Below are 20,864 nucleotides of genomic sequence, written 5' to 3'. Positions count from 1 at the left end.
CAGATTAATTAAGCACTCATAATCATCTTATGAGTGCTTTATTTGTGAGGGGAGAGAAAATAGAATGGGCATGATCTTCAGTAGCTTTTTAGTATGCTTCCTATCTTACGGCATTGTCGGTCGATTAATGTATGTCATCCATCAATTAAATCGTCCAATGGATTGCTTCATTTGTTGGTATGAAACGATGATCCGGAAACTGGTTCGTGGACGAATCGTCTTTGACCGAAAAGGACGGAGCAACTATCTTCTGTTTGCGGGTTATCTTTTAATTATTCTCTATGCGACTGCTCTATTTTTAGAGAATCTGCACAGAGGCGATACCGTTTCGCTGAAAGGGATTGCCTTGATCGTTTTGGCACTTATTTTTCTTCTCACAATTAGTCCTTTGATTGTAGAAGATGAATCTTCAAACGAGAAAAATCAAGTTGATCCGAATCGAGACAAAAAAACGTTTTGGACCTTTTTAAAAAATCGTTTCTGTTTCTTCATCGATCAGGTCTTGTTTTTCGTTCTCATGCCATTCATATTCAGCACAGGTGTCTTGACCAGCGCGATACCATTCCTCCAATGGAACGAATTGTGGTTGACTGGTAGTTTTGTCGGTTGGGTATTCTTTTTATCCTTGTCGTCGCATACAACTCTGTTTGAATGGTGTTACTACCGAACAGACTTTAAGTATCAGTTTTCAAGTGAAACTAGAAATAGGCAGCTTGCTCAAAAAAAGGCATGTTTTCATATTATTCTACTAGGCAGTAGTGTATTGAATTTCTCGCTGGTGCTAGAAAGAATATCCGATATGAGTATGTGGATTGGTGGACTCATTGCACTTTACTATGGGGCTGGAAAAGTCTTCGAATGTATTGAGGCAGATTACACGCAATACAAAAATGATTCGACCTCATCGTAAAACACCGCAAAATCAACGCTTTCACGGATTATCCATTGACAATTCTTAGCACGGACTCTTACAATTGAAAATGATTATCAATAAGAATGGGAGTCCTGTCCACTATGAACGTTTCACGCCGTAAGAAATCCATCATTCAAGCTGTTTCCATCCTTTCGATTACGACACTGCTGTTTGGTTGCTCGAACCCGAACGAAGGTGCTGACAATAAATCAGATCAAGATACGTTAACGTTGGCCTGGCCGCGTGACATCGGCGAGATGAACCCGCATGTCTACAATCCGTCGCAACTGTTCGCCCAGTCGATGGTCTATGAGCCGCTCGTCCATTACGCGGAAGGCGGGAAACTCGAGCCGTTCCTCGCGAAATCATGGGACATCTCAAAAGACGGCAAGACCTATACCTTCACCTTGCGTGATGATGTCAAGTTCTCGGACGGTTCGACGTTTGACGCGACGATCGTCAAAAAGAACTTTGATGCTGTTCTCAAAAACAAAGCCTTACATAGCTGGCTTGGCTTTATCTCAAAAATCGACAAAACGGAAGCCGTCGACAAGCAGACGTTCCGGATGACGTTGTCGGAAGCGTACTATCCGACGATTCAGGAACTGGCGGTCGTCCGCCCGGTCCGCTTCCTCGGCGAAGCCGGCTTCCCGAAAAACGGCGATACGTCAAAAGGCGTTGAACAAGAAGTCGGAACCGGTCCGTGGGTACTTGACGAGTACAAAGCGGATCAATACGCGACGTTTAAGATCAACAAAAACTACTGGGGACCAAAGCCGAAAGTCAAGAAAATCAAGGTCGACATCATTCCCGATGCCGAAAGCCGCGTACTCGCTTTTGAAAAAGGCGACATCGATTTGATTTTCGGGGAAGGGGCAATCAGTGTCGACGCCTATAATCAACTGAAAGAAACGAAATCCTACAAGACGACGATGTCGGAACCGGTTGCGACACGTCTACTGATCATGAACACGAAGAAAAAACAGCTCGCGGACGAACGCGTCCGTCAGGCATTGCAATACGGCTTTGATAAGAAGACACTTGTTGAGGGAATCACGTCCGGTCTCGAAGCACCGGCTGACTTCATCCTGCCGCCGAACCTGCCGTACACATCGAACCTGAACGTCGAGAAACGGGACTTTGATGTCAAAAAGGCGAAGTCGTTGCTGGACGAAGCCGGCTGGAAACTGCCGAACGGCAAAAAAATCCGTGAAAAAGACGGGCAACCGTTACAGATTGAAATGATGTATGATGCCGCGGAACTTGTTCAAAAAGCGATGGCGGAGACGTTACAGTCAGAGTGGGCGACTATCGGCGTCGACTTGAAAATCGTTGGTGTCGAGCTGCCGGATCAAGTCCAGCGCTTCAAAGACAACAAATTCGATATCAACATGTACAGTAACTTCGGGGCACCGTATGATCCGCACACGTTCGTCAACATCATCGGTACGGACGGATTCGGTTTTAAAGAAGCGATTTCCGCTTACCCGAACAAGGATCAACTGTTACAGGAAATGAAAGATGTCCTGAAGACGACTGATGAAACGAAACGTCAGAAGATGTATGCCGAGATTCTGCCGTCGCTCCAGGATCAAGGAGCCCTCGTCCCGATCTCGTATCTGAAAAAGATGGCGATTTATCAAAACGGTGTCACGAACTTTAAATTTGCCGCGAACCGTGATGAAAGCCCGTTCGCTCAAATCGGCATCAAGTAAAAGGAGGTGTACGGAATGGGCGTCTATATTCTGAAACGGGTCGGGTCGGTCATTCCGATCCTGCTCCTCGCGATTTTATTACTGACGGCGATGATTCATTTGTCACCGGTCGATCCGGCGGAAGCGTATCTGTCTGCCGCCCACATCCAACCGACGGAAGAGGTGCTCGCGCAAAAGCGGGCAGAGTTCGGACTCGATCAGTCGTTTTTGACCCAGTACGTGACGACCGTCGTCCGGCTGGCAAGTTTTGATTTCGGAACATCGTACGTTTCCGGGAAACCGGTCCTCGACGAAGTGTTGCTCCGTTTGCCGGCGACCGTCCAGCTGGCGCTGTCGAGTCTGTTGTTAGCGATTTTCGTCAGTATCCCGCTCGGCTTTCTCGCGGGAATTCGAAAGAATGGTTTTTTTGACCATTTGAGCCGGGGGATCGCCTTCATCGGTGCGTCGATTCCGTCATTTTGGCTCGGCTACCTGCTGATTTTCTTTTTTTCCGTCCAGCTTGATTTATTACCGGTCGGCGGGATCGGCAGTCCGAGTCACGTCATCTTGCCGGCAATCACGCTTGCGTTGCCGCTGATTGCCCTTTATACACGGCTGTTACGGACGAGTGTCATTGAGACGATGCGCGAACCGTACGTCCTGTTTGCCCGGACACGCGGCATTCGGGAAACCATCATTTTAGGAAAACATGTCTTGCGGGTCGCGATTCCGCCAATGTTGACCGGACTCGGGATGAACCTCGGGAAACTGTTGACGGGGACGATCATCGTCGAGACCGTCTTCTCGTGGCCGGGATTTGGCCGTTATTTCATCGAAGCGATTTTTGACCGGGACATGCCAATCATTCAAGGGTATGTGTTCCTGGCTGCTTTATTATTTATCGGCAGCAGTTTGCTCGTTGATTTGTTACAACTGGCAATCGATCCACGTATTGCCCGGAAAGGAGGGGACAGACGATGAATGTTCCGCTTGGACGACCGCGTCTGCTGGACCGCCTGTCGAATCAACGGCTGATTTTGATCGGCTGTTCCGTATTTTTAGGGCTGTTGTTTCTCGCGGCTCTGGCTGCACCGTGGCTTGCCCCGCATGATCCGTATCTCGTCAATCTGGCAGTGAAATTGCAGGAGCCATCCTGGACGTATCCACTCGGAACCGATCATCTCGGACGCTGTACATTGTCACGTCTGTTATACGGTGCACGGGTATCGCTCGGATTCGCCGTCCTGATTTTCGCCTCATCGCTGTTGATCGGGTTATTGATCGGGACACTGGCCGGCTACATCGGCGGCTGGGTCGATCAACTGCTGATGCGGTTTTGTGACGGGGTGATGGCTTTTCCGAGTCTGATTCTTGTCTTAGGTCTCGTCGGGATTTTCGGACCGGGACTGAAACAGGTCATCATCGCCTTAATGCTCGTCCAGTGGGTCTACTACGCCCGGATGTTCCGGGGGCTGATCATGACGCTGAAGGAAAAGAATTTCATCGCTGCGGCACGTGTCAACGGCTCCTCACACTGGAAAATCTTCCGGACGCACTTATTGCCGAACATCCTGCCGCCGTTGCTTGTCATCGGGACACTCGAGATGGGCTGGGCAATCATGGATATCTCGGCGATGTCGTTCCTCGGTCTGGGTGTTCAGTCGCCGGGAGCCGAATGGGGTGCAATGATTCACGAAGGCAAATCATACATCCGGACGAATCCGGAACTGATGATATATCCCGGTCTGCTGATCATGCTCGTCATTGCGAGCGTTAATCTGCTCGGTGAATCATTATCGGAACGGTTCGGTGTGACCAAATAAACGAAATGAAAGGAGAGACTCGGATGAAACCTGTATTATCCGTCGAACAATTGACGATCGAAACGACGAACGGTCAGCCGCTCGTCCGTGATATTTCTTTTTCACTGGCAGCAGGACAAATCGTCGGTCTGGTCGGGGAGAGCGGCTGCGGTAAGACAGTGACGAGTCTGGCTCTCCTGCGTCTGCTCGACGAAAAGGTCATCCGTCAGTCAGGACGGATTATCCTTGAAGGGACGGACGTGATGACATTGTCCGACCGCACGCTCCGGCGTGTCCGCGGCGGGCAGATTGCCTTCATCATGCAAAATCCGATGAGTGCCTTCACACCGGTCTATACAATTGGTCATCAATTAATGGAGACAATCCGGACGCACGACCGGTGCGGTAAGCGCGAAGCGAAGAACCGAGCGGTCGAAGCATTACGGGAAGTTAATCTCGATCAGCCGGACCGGATTCTGAAAGCCTATCCGTTTGAACTGAGCGGCGGCATGTTGCAACGGGTCATGATTGCACTCGCGGTCTGTCTGCGTCCGCACGTCCTGATTGCCGACGAACCGACGACGGCGCTTGACGTCTACAATCAAAAACTGGTCCTGTATTATCTCGAGAAGGTCCGGGCGACATATGACACAGCGATTCTCTTAATCTCCCACGACTTGAGTGTCATCGCCGAGATGGCGGACCATGTCCTCGTCATGCGGGATGGGGAAATCGTCGAACAGGCGGATGTCTTTGATCTGTTCGACCGGCCGAGTCACCCGTACACCCGGCAACTGCTGACCCAACACGGAATTCAAGCAGGAGGGATGAAGGCATGAACCTGTTGCAATTGGAACACGTCTCCCACCGCTACGGCAATCAACGGTTTTTAACGCGGCAGGCAGAGCAGACGGTATTACAGGACGTTTCACTGACGCTTGAAGCCGGAACCTGTCTTGGCTTACTCGGCCGCAGCGGTGCCGGGAAAAGTACGCTCGGTCGGATTTTACTCGGACTCGAGCGCCCCAAAGCAGGACGGGTCATGTTTGAAGGACAAGACATTTACGAATCAGCGTCGAAGGAATACCGGAAAGACATCCAGGTCGTCTTTCAGGATTCGTTTGCGGCCGTCAATCCGAAGCTGACAGCGGGACAGATCATCGCCGAGCCGTTGACGAATTTCCTCCGGTTGTCACCCGATGCATTAGACGAACGGTTAGGCTGGCTGATGACACAGGTCGGTTTATCAGCAACGGATTTAACGAAGTACCCCAATCAGTTCAGCGGCGGTCAGTTGCAACGGATCTGTATCGCCCGGGCGATCGCGACGAATCCGAAGCTGATTATCCTCGATGAAGCCGTCAGCAGTCTCGACATGGTCAATAAAGCGCTGATTCTCGACTTATTGCGGAGTTTAAAAGAGACGCTTGGTCTCGCCTATGTCTTCATCACGCATGATGTGCAGGCGGCGCAAGCACTGAGCGACCGGTTCGTGATTCTCGATCAAGGTCAGCTGGTCGGTCACTACCCGACGCTCCGGTCGTTTTCGGAAGCGACGGATGGACATGTCGAAGCGATCCGACAAGCGGTACTTGCGACACATCCACGGTACCGGACGATTCGGAAATAGAACCTCTTTACATCGTAAGGAGGTTTTTTTGTATGCTTTTTTAATTATAAGGTAAATAATGGATGGGTGTGGTATCTTTAAAAAAATGGAGAAGGAGCGACGAGGATGAATAAACATTATCTGTTGGGTACGCTTGCGGTAGCGATCGGGATTGTCATGCTGTTTGTCATTAAAATCTTTGAAACGTACATGTATTTAACATTGGAGGCTTCGCATCAGCCTGGTTTGATCTATTACCCGATGGCCTTTTTTGTAATGGCTGCTTTATTTTACATCGCCGGTTGGTGGAAACAGGACTTAAAAAAGCAACAGGAAACTGCCGTTCAACCAGTCAAATCATCCTGATCGTCAACCATTCAGTCCAAGCGGATTGGATGGTTTTTCTTTTATCTTGCTTGTAAAGGAAACTTGACACAAAGATTCGATTTACCTATTATTGGAAGTAAGAGGTGGCTGGGATGAAAAACAGAATGAAGGTGTTACGGGAAGCCCGTCAGTGGTCGCAGGGCGAACTCGCTAAAGCACTGGGTGTATCAAGGCAGACGGTTATCTCCATCGAAAAAGAACGCTATAATCCATCACTCGAACTGGCGTTTTCAATCGCTGCTCTGTTTGATTGTCCGATTGAAGCGATTTTTATACCCGATTCGAAAGAAAAAGGAGACGATGCCTGATGAAATATATGCCGATGATTAATCGTTTACTGTTCGTTATTCTACTTTTCTACGGTACCTATCTGACTCTTGTTGATGGACCGAGCCCGCACAGTATCATCCTCATCCTCGTCGGAATCAGTCAATTGGCGATCGACTTGGTCTTCCCGGCTGCTGAAACGCATGACGAACGGCAAGAAGCGATTAAGATGAAAAGTGGTCACATGTCGTATGCGTTGAGTATCGTGTATGTTTTTGCAGTTCTGATGCTCGTGCAGTGGGGAATCATCGAAGATGTTCTAACAGCTTTGTTGTGTGTGCTGTTCATTCAGGTGATGACGTTTCCGGTGACGCTGTTTATATACAGTCGACGCAGCTGAAGATAAACCCAAAAAAGAACAGGTCGAGTCGACCTGTTCTTCAGTAATATTCGGATAGCTGTTCTCTTGATTCTTCCGTCAGATAACCGAGCGATAAAAAGCTTTTGACGAATCGGGAAGGACCGACATTCGAATCGGGTTCGACGTTCCACGTAGCGTTCTTTACTTGTTCCAGGACTTCGATATGAGCTGCCTGCATCTTGACGAAATCGAAGTCAAGCGCAACAGTATCAGTCTCGTCCCACGGCAGTTCATTCGAGGAGCGGCTGTCATGGATTGTCTTTAACAGCCGATCACTTGGAGGATCGAATTCGAATTGTAAGTAATCTCCGCCTGTATCCTTGACGGAAAGTCCGCCGCGGGTGACGATGGCCGGTAAAAAGCGGCGGTGTGTAAAATGTCTGAGAATCATCAGAACAGCTCCTTCCTGATTAGATATGATTGTTTTGCATCTTATGGAGCAGGCGGTCGAACGACTCATGCTCGTCCATCGTAAACTGTTTGAAATACTGTTCATGAATGACTTCGACGACAGGGGACGATTCCTCGACGATCGTTTCGCCTGACGGTGTCAGGACCAACCGTTTTTCCCTGTCGATTCGTTTGCGGGTGATGAGGTGAAGTTCGAATAGTTTTTTTAAGGTTTGCGAGATGGCACCACTCGACAGTTCAAGTGTCGTCTCGAGTGATTTTTGTGTCGCGCTTTGTTCCCGGTATAACGTATCGAGCATATCGAACTGTGATTTCGATAAGCCCCAATCCTTCAGGACCGCGTTGACTTCCTTCATATAGCGGTGATGCAGTTTTTGGATGGCCTGCCAATGACGGTAGGATGGAGTAGACAGGTGTGAAGTCATCAGATCCCTCTTTTCTGTCACCGTGTAAACGGTAAAATAATGAGAAACGCCGTTTTTATCAAGCGTTTTCATATATTCAAATTAACACAAAATCGATCGTTCTCCTATCACTTGCGCCTGACAAAAAAGCTTCCTTCAGTAGACCCGATCAACCGGGCGGACGAAGGAAGCTTTTTAATTAGCACGTGATGTTATTTTCGGTGGCGGGACATGCCGTCCCCATATCAAATAACCAATTGGTCCGAGATAATTAACGAGAAAAATCAGGATGCCCCAGATCCATTTGGGACCGCGTGTCTTCGGACGTTTCCATAAGTCGCAATAGGCCGTGACCATTAAAAAGAATCCAAGCAGATGGATGACATTGTTGAACCACTTTCGGTTGATTAGATCCAAACCAGTTACCTCCTGAGCAATGATTAGCTAACAAATAATCGGTCATGAAAATTTTTCAAAATCAACCGATCCTGTTCAATCGTAAAGCCGTATCGGGTGAAGCATTCGGCAGAGACGCGGCCACCGTAAGAAATGGCGGTAAAGTCTCCGCTGACCCGGTAATGGGTGTATTGATGTTGAATATCGTGAATCAGGGACTCGAGCAATAAACCGCGTTCCCCAAGACCTTCTTCCCGCACATGGATATCGAGCAAGCTGAATTCAGCAAATTCGCTCGAGCTGTACAGACGCGTCGAGAGATGTTGAATCGTCATATGCGACCGTTTGGATAAAACGGTTTTATGCGTGTGGCGATTTTCGAGTAACGTGACGTAGTAGCTGAACAGTGGCACATGAATGTTACGTGTCACTTGAACGACCTGCTGTTGATTATTGTAAGCCAGTCCGATAAGTTGTTCGTTCGGATGCTGTTGAATTTGAATGGATCGTTTGGCACAGACGGTTTGCCATTCCTGCTCCGGAATCCAAGACAATTCTTCGGTACGGGTTGTTTTAAAGAATTTCACGAGGTAGGTAGATCCTCCTTTAAACGAATAGATGGTTTCAATATACACTTTTTGTAAATTGGATAAAAGGTTTTTTTAACAAATTCATACAAATGTAAAAAAGGATCAGACACATTTACTATAAGTGAAAGAGGAGATGTTCTGATCATCTGCACGCGAGGAACCAAGTCTCAAGGGAAGATCCTCATCAAGTTCTACATTTTATTGATATTGCGGAATTTGCTCACATCGCGCCAAACTAGTTCAAACTTAAAACCCTCCTGAATGATGCAATCGGGAGGGTTTCGTGTAGGATGCAGTACTTTTGCGAAGCAACCGTCAGCTGAGAAGAACGTGTTCCAGCTCTTTTTTCTGTCGGAAATGGTGCCGGGTGTGCATCTCGATCAATTGGTACCATTCCTTTGCATTCAACCAGCCAAAACCACCATGTCTTGTTTTCCGTTGCGGATCGATGTGACCGAGCCGTTTCGACCAGTCTTCCATCCGTTCAATCAGCTCAAGCAGACGTTGTCTTAAGCGGTCGCGGCTGTCCGTATTATCCGGCGGGGCGTTCATCTCGTCCGGCAGTTTGATTTTGATCGGCGGAAAAGCATTCTGGCGGAACAGTTCTTCTCCGAACGGTGTTTTACCGTGCGCTGTATCGGTCGACAGCGAAGCGCAGAGTTCGACTTCGTCCATATATTCATGGGCGACGAGTAAAATATGATCATACATTTGACCAAGCGACCAGACTCCGGGTTGCGAAATGTGGTGGATCTGATCTTCGGTATACCGGTCCAGTTCCTGATGCAGATACAACAGGCAGTCGATTCCCGTCACGTAAATCCCTCCTTCAGCGGATATCCATTTTCTTGACTATAGCATGTCCGCTTGTCGTTTGAACGATAAAAAAACAGGACAACGAGGAGTCGTTCCACGTTGTCCTGTGGTTCATGATACTTTGATTTCTTCGTCGATCGCCATCGCATACAACTCTTGTTTGTTCCGTTTAAAGACGATCGGTAATGAGACAAGACCAATCAGGAAAAAGCCGAGCGAGCAGACGATATAGGTCGAGCGGATTGAAAACGTTTCAGCGAGCAGACCGATCGATAACGTCAGTCCGATGATCAAGATGGATTCCGCGACATTGATGACGCCGGAGAACCGTCCCATGATCGAAACCGGAACGTTGTTTTGATAAAACGACAAAAATCCGGTATTCGCGAACGATAAGGCAAACGTCAGCAGGAAGAACCCGATTGCAGCAAAACTGAAATCCGTCGCCGTCGCAAAAATGAGATAGCCGACCGGTGTCGCGGTGGCTCCGAAGCCAATCAGGAATCGTAAGCTGAGCCATTTCGTACACGTCGCGTTAATGAGTGAACCGGCAATGATACCGAGTCCAGCGATACTGACGAGGAAGCCGTATGTACTCTCGGAAAAATCAAGAACACGGGTCGCGAACGTTGCTTCGAGTGAATCAAGGCCGGACATGAAAATCGTCATCACGCAGAACAGGGTATACACGAGCGTGATGTAACGGTGTTTGTGCGCATAACGTAACGTTTCTTTCCAGTCGGCGACGATCATGCTGAAACTGAGCCGTTCGGCACCGGAAATGGTCGCTTGTTTTTCGATATCCGGCAGGGAAAACAGAATCAGGGCCGACAAACCAAGGGCACCGGCATTCAGATAGATGGCAAACGTCGGGGAGCCGACGAGGAACAAGAGACCGGCAATCGTCGGTCCAAGAATGAAGCCACAGGATTGGATGAAATTTTTTAAGGCATTAAACCGTTGCCGGTTGGTTTTTGAGACGAGTTTCGTCATGTAGATTAAAGAAGCCGATTCAAACAATGAGCTGCCGATGTTGATCAAGAAGACCAGTGTGTACAAGACGAATAACGAATCGATCCACGGTAAGACGGCAATCAAGACAGCCCGGGACAAATCAAGCAGCACCATCAGATTCCGCTTATCGACGCGATCGATGACCGTACCGGACCAAAAACTCGATAACAGGGCGGCAATCGGGACGAGCATGTAAAGAATCGAGACGGCGAACGCTGAATTCGTCCGTTCAAGGACAATCAGATTCAGGGCGATGAAATACACCCACGCTCCGAGATTGGAGATGCCGACGCTTGATAACAACAAAGCAGGGTGTTTCCATGTTCCTCGCATGCGTCATCCTCCCCCAAATGTTTTTTGAATATATAGAAAATGATTACAATTGATATTAAGGGACAGCAAGGAAGAAAGCAAGAAGAAAATGGAAAAAGCCATCCGGAAGATGGCTGGGATACATCCATTAGGTGAGGAAGTAATCGAGTGTCGCAAACAAGCTCGATAACAGAAAACAAATCAGCAACAGGGCTGACAAAATTACTAGGTCGAGGTGACGGCGGAGGCCGTTCACAAAAATGAAGAACAGAGTCCAGTAACCGACAAATAAAGTAAGAATGACAGCGATAACAGGCGCGGCAATCGGAAAGGACTCGGCGATATCAGCGCGAAAGGGCGGATTCGTGATGGCATAAAAGGCGAAAACGAATGTCGGAAGAGCGCCGAGGTAAAGGAGCCATTTGGGGAATTTCATAGAGAACATTACTCCTTTTTAAATACGTTAAGAATACATTCAGTATAAAAGATTGGAATTGTAAATGAAACGTACAAAATTGTAAGGAAGTGTAATTTTAATTTCGACGAGCTTACCTATTAGATCAAAATTTATGGAATCATCTATGTTTATGTTAAGAACGTTGATGTTCAAAAATGAGTTCGTAATAGGTTCCGACACCGACGCCTGACGTCACGAAATCTGGAGCGATGAGCTGAACAAAACGCCATCCGTTTTCGGCTTGTTGATTGATGACTGCCCGATAATCTTCTTTCGGGGCACCTGACAATCGTTTGAAATCAATCCGGATATACTGGTATTCATACATATTATTTCCTCCTTGAGTCACTTTTGAACTATTATACGCCTGAAAATAGAACCAGGTTCCTATTTAAACTGTTACTCTCGTAATATATAAAGAAATCGAAAGGAGTCAGTTGATGCATAATCTACTAAAAAAACCCGTTTTAACGGGAAAAATGGTCTTCCTCCGACCGTTTGAAGCAAAAGATCTCCCCTTGATTGAACAGTGTTTGCGAGATCCGGAAGTCCTTAAACTGACGGGAAGTGAAGCAGATTTTGATTGGGAGACCCTTAAAACCTGGTACGGGACGAGGCATGACCAGCCGGACCGTCTGGATTTGGCAGTCATCGACAAAGCAACCGGTACGCTCGTCGGTGAAGTCGTCGTCAATGATTATCAGTCAAGCGACCACAGCATGAACTTCCGGATTTTGATTGGAGAAGCCGGCAGAAACCGCGGTCTTGGAACGGAAGCAACACGGTTGCTAATCAATTACTTGTTTCAAGAGACATCGCTTGCACGCTTGACGTTAAGCGTTTTTGATTTTAATCCGCGGGCACGGCACGTTTATGAAAAACTAGGGTTTCAAGTGACCGGTGTAGAACAGGATGATCTCGAAGTTGACGGACAACGTGTCGATTCAATCCTGATGGTCTTAACCCGGGAGCGTTATTTCGAGCAGTAAATGAAACAACAGCCCGGTCTTCCTCCTGAACAAACGGAGAAGCCGGGCTGTTGTTAGTTCAACCTTGTTTTTGATCGGATTTTCTTGCTTCTTCTTCCTCTGCCCAGTTAAAACTCAAATCGACCCGTCTGCCGATGAACGAACGTAAAAATAAAACGAACGTTACTGCTGGTAAAATCGACCATGCGGAATCGACCGTACCAAAGTATCGAACGATATACAACCACATGAACAGGCTGCTGACGAATAGAATCGTTTCCGAAGTGGTAATGAATTCCCGTTTTGGTTCATACATTGATAAAACCTCCAATCATCTCTAGTTAAGTCGTTGTCTCCGTTGAGGAGTGTGACGCCGCAATATCCTGCTGATCGGCTTGATCGAACAGAATCGTCCGATTCCGCCCTTGTTGTTTGGCCGTGTATAAGGCTTCGTCCGCCAGCACGTTCATTTGCTGGATATGAACATGTTTTCCGTGTGCGATTCCGATTGAGGTCGTGACCGTGATGGCAGGAAATCCGTCAAGCTGGAACCGTTCATTTGCAATCCGTTCCCGAATCCGGTTCGCGACCTTGTTGACTTTGGACGGGGCAAGGTCGTAGACAAGAATCATGAATTCCTCCCCGCCGATCCGTGCCGTCACATCGTGTGGGCGTGTTTCTTCCATCAGGATGTTCGCGAACTGTTTCAGGACAAGGTCCCCGTTTCCATGACCATATGTATCGTTGACGTGCTTAAAGTGATCGATATCGAGGGCAAGGACATTGTAGATCCGTCCTTCCTGTTCCAGTCCCGCTGTCCGGGTGTCCCAGACACGACGGTTATAGAGTCCAGTCAGGTGATCGCGCTCAGCAGACTGTTTGTACAATTCGACTTGGCGGTTCAGCATCTGGAAATCAAGCGTCAACAGACTTGATAGGACACCGACAGCTAGACCGATCGTCCAGGTCGCGAGTAATAAACGAAGCGAGGCATCCGTAAATCCTAAGTTGATCAGGACGGCAAATGTGATCATCAACAGCGCCCAAATATTGAGGGACAGGTTTTGCCGAAATGGACGATTGAACAATTTACGGTGAATGTAAATCATCCCGGTACTGATGGCGATGATGGCGACGAATGCGACAAAAGCTTGCGGCGTAACGCCAAATAAAAACCGGGAACCACCGATGATCAAGGTGGCGATGACGAGCGGAAAACGGTTGCCGTAAAAAGCGAGCAGGACAAGCGGTAAATGGCGCAAATCCATCCGTAACGACTCATTGACTTGAATCCCTTTGAACATCAGCACGACCCCGAGTAATCCGGTCGCGAGTCCGATAATGACGGATGTCGTCGTAGACGATGAAAAGTGAGTCGAATGGATGATTTTTGAAATGATGTAAAACCCGGTAAACGCGATACAGGCATTGACGAGCAGCTCGACGATGAATATGATTTTCCACATCCTTGACCGTGATACTTTTACGATACCATGTTGACAAAAGTTGTCAATCGGGAAGAAAGCCTATCGGCCAACTCCGATCGGAACCGGGATAAGCGTGAACGGTCGATCATTGAAAAAGGGTCATCCATTGTGGCATCGGGATAAAGAGCACCACCCGGCTAAGACAAGAAAACTCCCGAACAGAACGCACGGATCCTGACGGAACGTGACGTATATTCGGGAGTTTTTTTTACGGGTTATACTTCTTCTCTACTAGAATTATACCGCGAATCTGTATATGGAAACAGACTACTTTTGCTTTTCGTTCTGTTCTACACTACAAACAATACTACTGAAAAGGAAGTGAACAGCAATGACCAGACAAACCGAAGTTCTCGACCGGGGACCATTTCTGCACGGGACGAAAGCCGTTTTGCACATCGGCAATCAGTTGCAGACCAACCACCTGTCGAATTATCAGGAGAAACGGTCGAATTACATCTATTTTACGGCAACGCTCGAAGCCGCGAAGTGGGGCGCTGAGCTCGCGAAGGGCGACGGCAAGGAACGGATTTATCTTGTCGAACCGCTCGGACCGTTTGAAAACGATCCGAACTTAACGGATCAGCGATTTCCCGGCAATCCGACACGGTCCTACCGGTCGAAGGAACCGCTTCTCATCGTCGCGGAGCTCAGCGTTTGGGAGCGGCATTCGGACGAAAGGATTCAGCAAATGAAGGATTCCTTGGCCCAGTTAACGAAGGAAGGGAAAAATGTTATTTTGGATTGAACCAGACAAATGAAGAGGTGAAAAAATTGGCTCTCTTGATTCAAGCCGTTAAATATGACGGGTCGCTTCACTGCGACTGGGAAACGACTTTGTTACAGGAAACCAAACAATACGTGCTGGTCTACGGACAACCGCGATGTTCGTTCGTACATCACACGCGTAAGCAAACCTTCGTTTGTGACACACCGTCGCTTGAATACTACGATCTGCCGGAGGATATACCGTCAATCTCGATCTCGAACCGGATGGTGAGCGGTATTACTGCAACATCTGTTTGCCGACGGAACGGACAGCGTCCGGTCTCCGGTTTGTGGATCTTGACCTCGATCTCATCCGGAATACAGCCTGTGAGTGGGCGGTCGTCGACGAAGGTGAATTCATAATCCATCAAGAGCTGTATCATTATCCGGTAGACGTCATCGAAGGAGCGAAACGGATGTTACACCAGCTGCAGTATAGGATTCAACGACAGACGTTTCCGTTTGATGGATTTTTGACACGCTGGCTTGACCGATTGCCACAAAACAGTGGAGCAAACCGATTGTCATGAAACCAGTGCTGCTCTGCTACGTCAGTCGTTTTTCCTCTGACATTCTACAGCCAACTTCCGAATTTCAGCTGCCATCGCGGGATTGACCGGCTGAATCTGTTCGAGCCACGCTAGCAACGCAAGCGCCGATTCCGGGACCCGGGCATATCCTTGCAGGACATCGGCAAATCGTTTTTCGGCTTCCGGGAACCGTTGCTCGGCCCGGCGTTCATTGCCGTACCGGTCCGGATAATAGACGACTTCCGACTCGAGCAGATGCAGGACCGACAACAGATTCGAAAAAGCATGCTGTTCGACAAGCTGGAGACCGGATAACCGTTCGCCGCGGGCATACCGGCACAGTCCGACATAGAGATTCGTCAACGCTTCATTCAGCGCAAAATCGAGCGTATCCCGCCGGATTGGTGGTGGTGTTTGTTTTGAAATCGTCAAGTCGACACCCGGGAATGTCGGATCCTGCCAGACGATCCGTCCGGGGGAAAAGGCGATGTCCGGCATCTCGTCGAGTTCGAAAATCGCACATTCGCCGTAAATGCCGTCGGCGAATAACAGCTTAAACCCGTCGACCGTGTTTTGGAAGATGAAGCTGAGCGGATGAACGGACTCCAGCCAGTCGAGCCGGTCGAGGAACCGTTGTTTTTGACCCGATTTCGTAATGACAAAAAAATCGAGATCGGAATAAGTATCGAGCCGTTCGAGTTCCTGACCGACGGAACCGAGTCCGAGTAATAACCAGGCATCATTTGTTTGTTCCAGTCGTTGACCGATTTGGTCGAGGCGGGCAAGCAGGGCGTGTTGTCGTGCCATTATAAAAACTCCTTTTATCTAGTGTAAGCGTTCTCTTGTTCAGTCTAGCAAGCTTAAGCGGTTCGTCAAGAAAAGATTGTCGAATGACTAAAAAACAGGAAAGGGTGAACGGTATGGAAGTGCTGATCCTCCTGATGGGCTCATTTCTCTTAAGTGGATTAATGCTCTTTACGATTGTCAAAGCCGTCATGTTGTCTTATCGAAAACAACAGCTTTCGATTTCAAACGCTATTCTCATTACAATCGGTATGACGGCTTTTAGCTTACTGCTTGCCAGTGTACTGCCGTATTTGTATCTCCGTTTCCTCTAAATCTCAGGCACGATGTAATCGGAATTGATTGTTCCGGTTACATCGTGCCTGTTTGTTGTCTAAAAAATTCCGAACAACCGGGTGCATCGTCCTGTTATTTCTTGATAGAAAGGAGGAATTCCCTCCTGAACTTAAAGGAGGACAACATCATGCAACCTTACTTACGTGTCGAACATCAACTGTTACGCGATGGAGCCGCGTTTACATCCGTCCATGAAAAAATGGTCTACCTGCTGCTTCAAAGTTATGCCGGACGGGACGGACTCGCGTTCCCGTCGCATCAGACACTCGCGGACGCCGTTCCCTGCGGCAAGACGACCGTCAAAAACTGTCTCCAGACCCTTACTGAAAAGGGATGGATCGAAAAGGCCGAACGGTTTGACCGGCACGGGGGACAAACGTCCAACGGCTACCGGATCCGGACCGTGTCCCCGGACACTTCCCGACAGGACCCCGGTCAAGAGACGGCAACCGGGGAGACGCCTGTCGACACCAAAGAAAAAGGGGTTAAGAAACAATCTTTAAAAAAAGAACCACCATCACTACGACACGACTTGACGGAAATCATTCACCATTTTGAGACGGAAATCGGTCGTGTCACGCCATCAATCCGCAGGCAACTGGAAACCTTGTTAAAAGAAACGAGTCCCGCCGTCCTGCATCATGCAATTGAGCAGGCAACGGCAGCGAACATCCGTAACTTCAACTACATCAAGGTCATCATCAACAGTTTAAAACAGCGGAACTTGTTGACGCAGGAACAAATCGAGATGCATGAAACCCGTCGCCGAACCTCTGTTGCGCGATCGTCACGCCGAAAAGGACACGGTAAATTACCGGACTGGGTCGAACGGGAACGCCGGCAACAGCAACAAGCAGAGGCGGAGCAAAAACAACGTTTTGAACAAACCGTTCCCGATCAAGGAGAACTCGCGGTCTTGTTGGCAGAACTTATCTGATGAAGGAGGACTTTATGATACCATCACTTGACTGGTTACTCGAACAGGCGGACCGGAAGTTGAAGAAAGAGATGGACCCGGACGTCATCGCGATTACCCGCGCCGTCATTACGGAACTGGCGGCAGAAGGATTGCCGGTCGGCGTCGCCCAAGCCTTCCGGACGAAACAGGAACAGGATGCCTTGTACGCAATCGGCCGGACCCGTCCGGGAAAAATCGTCACCTATGCGAAAGGAGGCGCATCGAATCATAACTTCGGTGTGGCCGTCGATGTATTTGTCTACGCGGACGGCGGCAAACGGGCGGAATTTCTGGCACCACCCGATCCACGATTGAAGCAGATCGTTGCCGCGATGAAACGTTATCACATGCAATGGGGCGGTGACTGGGGCAGCTTTCCGGATTATCCGCATTTTCAACTCTATGATGCGGTCAATGGTCAGCCGAAACCATTGCTTGGTCCCCGTTATCCCGGACGACCGCTCTTTGCAGGAGCAGAGCGGATGGACCGGACATTGATCCGGCTGATTCAAAAACGGCTCCGCTTGCCGTTGACCGGTCAGTTTGATTGGAAGTTGACACAATTCATCGAACAGTTTCAACGGCAGCACCGGTTAGCGGCAGACGGTGTCGTTGGTCCGGTTACGTGGCGTCATCTGTTTGGATTTCAACGATGAAAGAACGGTCGATTGCCCTCATCCGGCTCGTCGTCCCGCTCTACAGTTTCGTGAACTTAACGTTACTTGCATTCGGCTATACGCCTTTACCGTTTGAGACGAATCAGATCGAAACCGCGTTGACGGCGCTCCTCGGTGCAGGAAGTCTGATTTATGCCTGGTGGAAAAATAACAATATGACCGAGGCGGCGCAACACGCGCAAGTCACGCTACGGGAATGGAACGACCTCGTTCAACGGAACGGACAGGAATAGTCAGTCTGAATGTGCCATGTCAACTGGTAATTTGTTTGAAATGTGCAGACAACGGGCAATATTTCGAGTAGAGCGCTAATGGTTTGATCCCAAGATACCGATAATAAGGTAGCGTCCCGTATCGTCAGCATGTTGCAGCCGCTGCCGACGGAAAAGAAAGAGGTCAGACTGAACTTGAAATTATCGACGTTGCAATTTTACCTGTTACTTGCATTGTTTTCATTGATGTTTACCAGTATCTGGAGTTACAATGCATTCCTGAAAATTGAACAAGAGAACGACCGGATCACAACGGAAGCGATTCCGATATCGAATGCCGCTTCGCAACTGTTCCCTTTATTGCTGGATCAAGAGTTGACGGTCCGCAGTTACTTACTCAATCAAAATGATCAGACGTTCCAACAATTTAAAAATACGAATGCCGAATTGAAAGAGACGATCGCCACATTGAAGATGCTGGATCAACGCCATCCGATTCTCAAACAGTTGCTGGCAGAAGAAGCAATCCCGTTGATTTTACGGACGGATGGCTTTTATGAACAGCAGATTCGATGGATCCAAAGCAATCAAATCGAACGGGCAACACTGAAACGCTACAGCGGGATGGACTACGTCAATCAGTTTCGACCAATCAATGCAAAAATCAATCAAGATATCGACAAAATCATCCAGGAAGCGACCGATCGTTCCAAACAGGCGTCGGCGTCTGCCAAGTGGGTCATCGTCATTGTTGTCAGTGTGGCCGTCTTGCTGCTGATGGCATTCCTGCAGACATTCCGACTCGAGCGCAGCCAACAGGCATTGATTCACCGCTCGTTGCATGATGCCTTGACGGGGATTCCGAACCGGCGTGCGTTTGATGAACATCTGGAAGCATCGTTTACGGCAGCCCGGGAACAACAGACGGACGTTGGACTGATCTTGATTGATGTCGACGAGTTCAAACTGTACAACGATACGTACGGTCACCTGAAAGGCGACTGGTGTCTTCAGAAAGTCGCCGCTACATTAAAAAAACAGGCGGGTGAGTTTGGACTCGTCTCCCGGTACGGGGGAGAAGAGTTTGCCGTCATCTTGACGGAGCACGTCGGGCAAATCACGCATGTCGCGGAACGGATCCGCAGTGAAATCCTCCGGTTGAAGATTGAACACAGTGCGTATGAACCGCTTTGTCAGTTGAGCGTCAGCATCGGACTAGCGGTTGCACGACCGGATGAAACCTTGACGGAAGGGGATTTGATTGTCCTGGCAGACCAAGCCCTGTACCGTGCCAAGTCGAGTGGTCGTAATCAGATTTCAAGCTATGAAGCGAGTTGAACGCTTCTTCAAAAGAAAAAGCTCTGATTCCATTCGAAAATGGGATCAGAGCTTTTTTGAGACCAATAGATGGTTTTTGGAATCATTGCAAAATCACACAATAGGAATGATCGGAAATCAATGGCGCAGAAATAACGAACACAGTTTTGACGGGTGTGCCGCCGACTTTTGCGTCCAGTTGATGCAGTTGAGACCGAATCTTACGACTTAGGACGTACCGGGTTTCCGTACTCAATTCATCCATTTCGGCATCATGTACCTGCAACAGGAGTTGAAACGGTTCGAGCGAGAAAATGGAAAAGTCGCAGTCGATTCGAGGGTCTTGAAACTGTTCATTCAGACCATTTTTGATGAAGTACGCTTCTTGTGCTGTAATCATCTCGTTTCGCCTCGCTCTCTTTCAAAAACAGTTCAAAAAATTATAAGATGTTAGTTAGCTATATAGTCTATAATACCCAAATTTTTTTAGAAATATCAGTTTCTGTCCGAAAAAGACCGAATACTGGTGGATTAGGGAATGGTTTAATGGATAACAAAAAAATCACTTGATGCAGGAACACCTGATTTGGAATCAGGCACTACTGAATCAAATGATGGTCGGTCCGACTTTCCGTAAAAAGTCTTCGGTCGTTTGTTTAAAAAAAGTCAGTTGGTGGATTGGGATCGAGAGGTGCCCGCCATAACGGACTTCTAAGTAATGGGGATTGACCGGCGACGGAAACTTGATTCGCGTGAACCATTCGGTCATCGTCTCCTGTTCGCGTCGTTGCATCGTTTGCGGAAGCCGGCGGTTAAACATCAGCATATGTTGGCGAATATCCTCTGCCGGCAATTCCTGGTGGGGATAATGAATCACTTCGACGCGGGATTGAGTTAAAAGAAGCGGTTGGAAGCGGGTCGGTCGGATGACCTTGATGTAATAGACGAGCAGTCCGATTGATACAAACACCAGGAAGATGAAGATGAATGGATACGGTGGTGCGATAACTGCAGAATCGAAGCCGGTCCGTAATAACAGCGGTTCCGGTTCCGCCGCGACGCTCTCGACGATCGGGTCGAAGTTTATGACAAGTGGATCGGACGGGAGCGAAAGAGTAGACGCGTCGCCACAGCGTGTCGTACAGGAGCTTGTCGTCCGACTGTCGAAGAGAGAAACGAACGACGTCAGAAAACGAGGGACGACGGACTGGATAACGAAAACGATCAGTAAAACACTGGAAAGAAACAAGCCGATTTTCAGTCGGAATGAAGTCTGCATGGGATCACCTCTTTGATATCGTCAAAACGGTTAAT

30 protein-coding genes are annotated in these 20,864 nt (G+C 48.5%); 17 read left to right on the top strand and 13 right to left on the bottom strand.

Going from position 1 to position 20,864, the window contains the following annotated elements; genetic code table 11:
* Positions 1-64: 64 nt before the first annotated feature.
* The 9 genes from P402_RS0109755 to P402_RS0109715 all read left to right on the top strand — a co-directional run bounded on the left by P402_RS0109755 (position 65) and on the right by P402_RS0109715 (position 7,072).
* A complete protein-coding gene (locus tag P402_RS0109755; protein ID WP_026828510.1) occupies positions 65-910 on the top strand; it encodes a hypothetical protein in 846 nt (281 codons plus the stop codon).
* Between the two features lie 104 nt (positions 911-1,014).
* Complete coding sequence (gene nikA, locus P402_RS0109750) at positions 1,015-2,628, top strand: nickel ABC transporter substrate-binding protein (RefSeq protein WP_026828509.1); 1,614 nt, start codon at positions 1,015-1,017, stop codon at positions 2,626-2,628.
* Between the two features lie 15 nt (positions 2,629-2,643).
* Complete coding sequence (locus P402_RS0109745; protein ID WP_026828508.1) at positions 2,644-3,588, top strand: ABC transporter permease; 945 nt, start codon at positions 2,644-2,646, stop codon at positions 3,586-3,588.
* Positions 3,585-4,430, top strand: coding sequence for a nickel ABC transporter permease subunit NikC (gene nikC, locus P402_RS0109740; protein ID WP_051525147.1), 846 nt, complete (start codon positions 3,585-3,587; stop codon positions 4,428-4,430). The genes P402_RS0109745 and nikC overlap by 4 nt, the downstream gene beginning before the upstream one ends.
* A gap of 23 nt (positions 4,431-4,453) precedes the next feature.
* The gene (locus P402_RS0109735) at positions 4,454-5,248 is read left to right on the top strand and encodes an ABC transporter ATP-binding protein (RefSeq protein ID WP_026828506.1); all 795 of its coding nucleotides are present in this window, start codon (positions 4,454-4,456) and stop codon (positions 5,246-5,248) included.
* A complete protein-coding gene (locus P402_RS0109730) occupies positions 5,245-6,039 on the top strand; it encodes an ATP-binding cassette domain-containing protein (protein WP_026828505.1) in 795 nt (264 codons plus the stop codon). The genes P402_RS0109735 and P402_RS0109730 overlap by 4 nt, the downstream gene beginning before the upstream one ends.
* A gap of 105 nt (positions 6,040-6,144) precedes the next feature.
* A complete protein-coding gene (locus P402_RS0109725; protein WP_026828504.1) occupies positions 6,145-6,384 on the top strand; it encodes a hypothetical protein in 240 nt (79 codons plus the stop codon).
* A gap of 113 nt (positions 6,385-6,497) precedes the next feature.
* Complete coding sequence (locus P402_RS0109720) at positions 6,498-6,713, top strand: helix-turn-helix transcriptional regulator (protein WP_026828503.1); 216 nt, start codon at positions 6,498-6,500, stop codon at positions 6,711-6,713.
* A gap of 14 nt (positions 6,714-6,727) precedes the next feature.
* Complete coding sequence (locus tag P402_RS0109715) at positions 6,728-7,072, top strand: hypothetical protein (RefSeq protein ID WP_235188859.1); 345 nt, start codon at positions 6,728-6,730, stop codon at positions 7,070-7,072.
* 40 nt (positions 7,073-7,112) lie between these two features.
* Here P402_RS0109715 and P402_RS0109710 read toward each other — a convergent pair whose 3' ends face one another.
* The 8 genes from P402_RS0109710 to P402_RS0109675 all read right to left on the bottom strand — a co-directional run bounded on the left by P402_RS0109710 (position 7,113) and on the right by P402_RS0109675 (position 11,821).
* A complete protein-coding gene (locus P402_RS0109710) occupies positions 7,113-7,484 on the bottom strand; it encodes a hypothetical protein (protein WP_026828501.1) in 372 nt (123 codons plus the stop codon).
* 19 nt (positions 7,485-7,503) lie between these two features.
* On the bottom strand, positions 7,504-7,929 hold the full coding sequence (locus P402_RS0109705; protein ID WP_160168613.1) for a MarR family winged helix-turn-helix transcriptional regulator: 426 nt from the start codon (positions 7,927-7,929) through the stop codon (positions 7,504-7,506).
* Between the two features lie 174 nt (positions 7,930-8,103).
* The gene (locus P402_RS16430) at positions 8,104-8,325 is read right to left on the bottom strand and encodes a PLD nuclease N-terminal domain-containing protein (RefSeq protein ID WP_012370247.1); all 222 of its coding nucleotides are present in this window, start codon (positions 8,323-8,325) and stop codon (positions 8,104-8,106) included.
* A 23-nt stretch (positions 8,326-8,348) separates the two neighbouring features.
* Complete coding sequence (locus P402_RS0109695) at positions 8,349-8,891, bottom strand: hypothetical protein (RefSeq protein WP_026828499.1); 543 nt, start codon at positions 8,889-8,891, stop codon at positions 8,349-8,351.
* A gap of 318 nt (positions 8,892-9,209) precedes the next feature.
* Positions 9,210-9,710, bottom strand: a complete 501-nt coding sequence (locus P402_RS0109690) for a DinB family protein (protein WP_026828498.1) — start codon at positions 9,708-9,710, stop codon at positions 9,210-9,212.
* Positions 9,711-9,821: 111 nt separating this feature from the next.
* Positions 9,822-11,057, bottom strand: coding sequence for an MFS transporter (locus P402_RS0109685; RefSeq protein WP_026828497.1), 1,236 nt, complete (start codon positions 11,055-11,057; stop codon positions 9,822-9,824).
* A gap of 127 nt (positions 11,058-11,184) precedes the next feature.
* Entirely contained in the window at positions 11,185-11,472 is a 288-nt protein-coding gene (locus P402_RS0109680) for a hypothetical protein (RefSeq protein WP_026828496.1), read from the bottom strand.
* 154 nt (positions 11,473-11,626) lie between these two features.
* Positions 11,627-11,821: a DUF4177 domain-containing protein gene (locus P402_RS0109675; RefSeq protein WP_026828495.1), complete on the bottom strand. Its 195-nt coding sequence runs from the start codon at positions 11,819-11,821 to the stop codon at positions 11,627-11,629.
* 112 nt (positions 11,822-11,933) lie between these two features.
* On the opposite strand from P402_RS0109675, the gene P402_RS0109670 reads away from it, so the two are divergent.
* Positions 11,934-12,482: a GNAT family N-acetyltransferase gene (locus P402_RS0109670; RefSeq protein ID WP_026828494.1), complete on the top strand. Its 549-nt coding sequence runs from the start codon at positions 11,934-11,936 to the stop codon at positions 12,480-12,482.
* Between the two features lie 58 nt (positions 12,483-12,540).
* Here P402_RS0109670 and P402_RS0109665 read toward each other — a convergent pair whose 3' ends face one another.
* Together P402_RS0109665 and P402_RS0109660 are read right to left on the bottom strand one after the other, a co-directional pair.
* A complete protein-coding gene (locus P402_RS0109665; RefSeq protein WP_026828493.1) occupies positions 12,541-12,777 on the bottom strand; it encodes a hypothetical protein in 237 nt (78 codons plus the stop codon).
* Between the two features lie 25 nt (positions 12,778-12,802).
* Positions 12,803-13,927, bottom strand: coding sequence for a GGDEF domain-containing protein (locus P402_RS0109660; protein WP_026828492.1), 1,125 nt, complete (start codon positions 13,925-13,927; stop codon positions 12,803-12,805).
* A gap of 352 nt (positions 13,928-14,279) precedes the next feature.
* On the opposite strand from P402_RS0109660, the gene arr reads away from it, so the two are divergent.
* Together arr and P402_RS0109650 are read left to right on the top strand one after the other, a co-directional pair.
* A complete protein-coding gene (arr, locus tag P402_RS0109655; protein WP_026828491.1) occupies positions 14,280-14,696 on the top strand; it encodes an NAD(+)--rifampin ADP-ribosyltransferase in 417 nt (138 codons plus the stop codon).
* A gap of 196 nt (positions 14,697-14,892) precedes the next feature.
* Positions 14,893-15,246, top strand: coding sequence for a DUF402 domain-containing protein (locus P402_RS0109650; protein ID WP_081776639.1), 354 nt, complete (start codon positions 14,893-14,895; stop codon positions 15,244-15,246).
* A gap of 21 nt (positions 15,247-15,267) precedes the next feature.
* On the opposite strand, the gene P402_RS0109645 is transcribed toward P402_RS0109650, so the two are convergent.
* Positions 15,268-16,053, bottom strand: a complete 786-nt coding sequence (locus tag P402_RS0109645; protein ID WP_034769900.1) for a hypothetical protein — start codon at positions 16,051-16,053, stop codon at positions 15,268-15,270.
* A gap of 113 nt (positions 16,054-16,166) precedes the next feature.
* Between P402_RS0109645 and P402_RS0109640 the strand changes: the two genes are divergently transcribed.
* The 5 genes from P402_RS0109640 to P402_RS0109620 all read left to right on the top strand — a co-directional run bounded on the left by P402_RS0109640 (position 16,167) and on the right by P402_RS0109620 (position 19,571).
* Positions 16,167-16,364, top strand: coding sequence for a hypothetical protein (locus P402_RS0109640; RefSeq protein WP_026828488.1), 198 nt, complete (start codon positions 16,167-16,169; stop codon positions 16,362-16,364).
* A gap of 149 nt (positions 16,365-16,513) precedes the next feature.
* Complete coding sequence (locus P402_RS0109635) at positions 16,514-17,323, top strand: helix-turn-helix domain-containing protein (RefSeq protein ID WP_026828487.1); 810 nt, start codon at positions 16,514-16,516, stop codon at positions 17,321-17,323.
* Between the two features lie 14 nt (positions 17,324-17,337).
* A complete protein-coding gene (locus P402_RS0109630) occupies positions 17,338-18,000 on the top strand; it encodes a M15 family metallopeptidase (protein ID WP_026828486.1) in 663 nt (220 codons plus the stop codon).
* The gene (locus tag P402_RS16425; protein ID WP_026828485.1) at positions 17,970-18,254 is read left to right on the top strand and encodes a holin; all 285 of its coding nucleotides are present in this window, start codon (positions 17,970-17,972) and stop codon (positions 18,252-18,254) included. Before P402_RS0109630 ends, P402_RS16425 begins: the two co-directional genes overlap by 31 nt.
* 129 nt (positions 18,255-18,383) lie before the next feature.
* The gene (locus P402_RS0109620; RefSeq protein WP_235188858.1) at positions 18,384-19,571 is read left to right on the top strand and encodes a GGDEF domain-containing protein; all 1,188 of its coding nucleotides are present in this window, start codon (positions 18,384-18,386) and stop codon (positions 19,569-19,571) included.
* Between the two features lie 82 nt (positions 19,572-19,653).
* Here P402_RS0109620 and P402_RS0109615 read toward each other — a convergent pair whose 3' ends face one another.
* Both P402_RS0109615 and P402_RS0109610 read right to left on the bottom strand, forming a co-directional pair.
* A complete protein-coding gene (locus P402_RS0109615) occupies positions 19,654-19,950 on the bottom strand; it encodes a hypothetical protein (RefSeq protein WP_026828483.1) in 297 nt (98 codons plus the stop codon).
* A 207-nt stretch (positions 19,951-20,157) separates the two neighbouring features.
* Positions 20,158-20,829 carry a hypothetical protein gene (locus tag P402_RS0109610; RefSeq protein ID WP_026828482.1) on the bottom strand — a complete coding sequence of 224 codons (672 nt, stop codon included), beginning with the start codon at positions 20,827-20,829 and terminating at the stop codon, positions 20,158-20,160.
* Positions 20,830-20,864 lie beyond the last annotated feature (35 nt).

It is taken from the genome of Exiguobacterium sibiricum 7-3 (assembly GCF_000620865.1).
GTDB classification, from domain to species: domain Bacteria; phylum Bacillota; class Bacilli; order Exiguobacteriales; family Exiguobacteriaceae; genus Exiguobacterium_A; species Exiguobacterium_A sibiricum_A.
The sequence above is the reverse complement of the archived record's forward strand: the minus strand, read 5'-3'. Positions and strand labels throughout refer to the sequence as shown.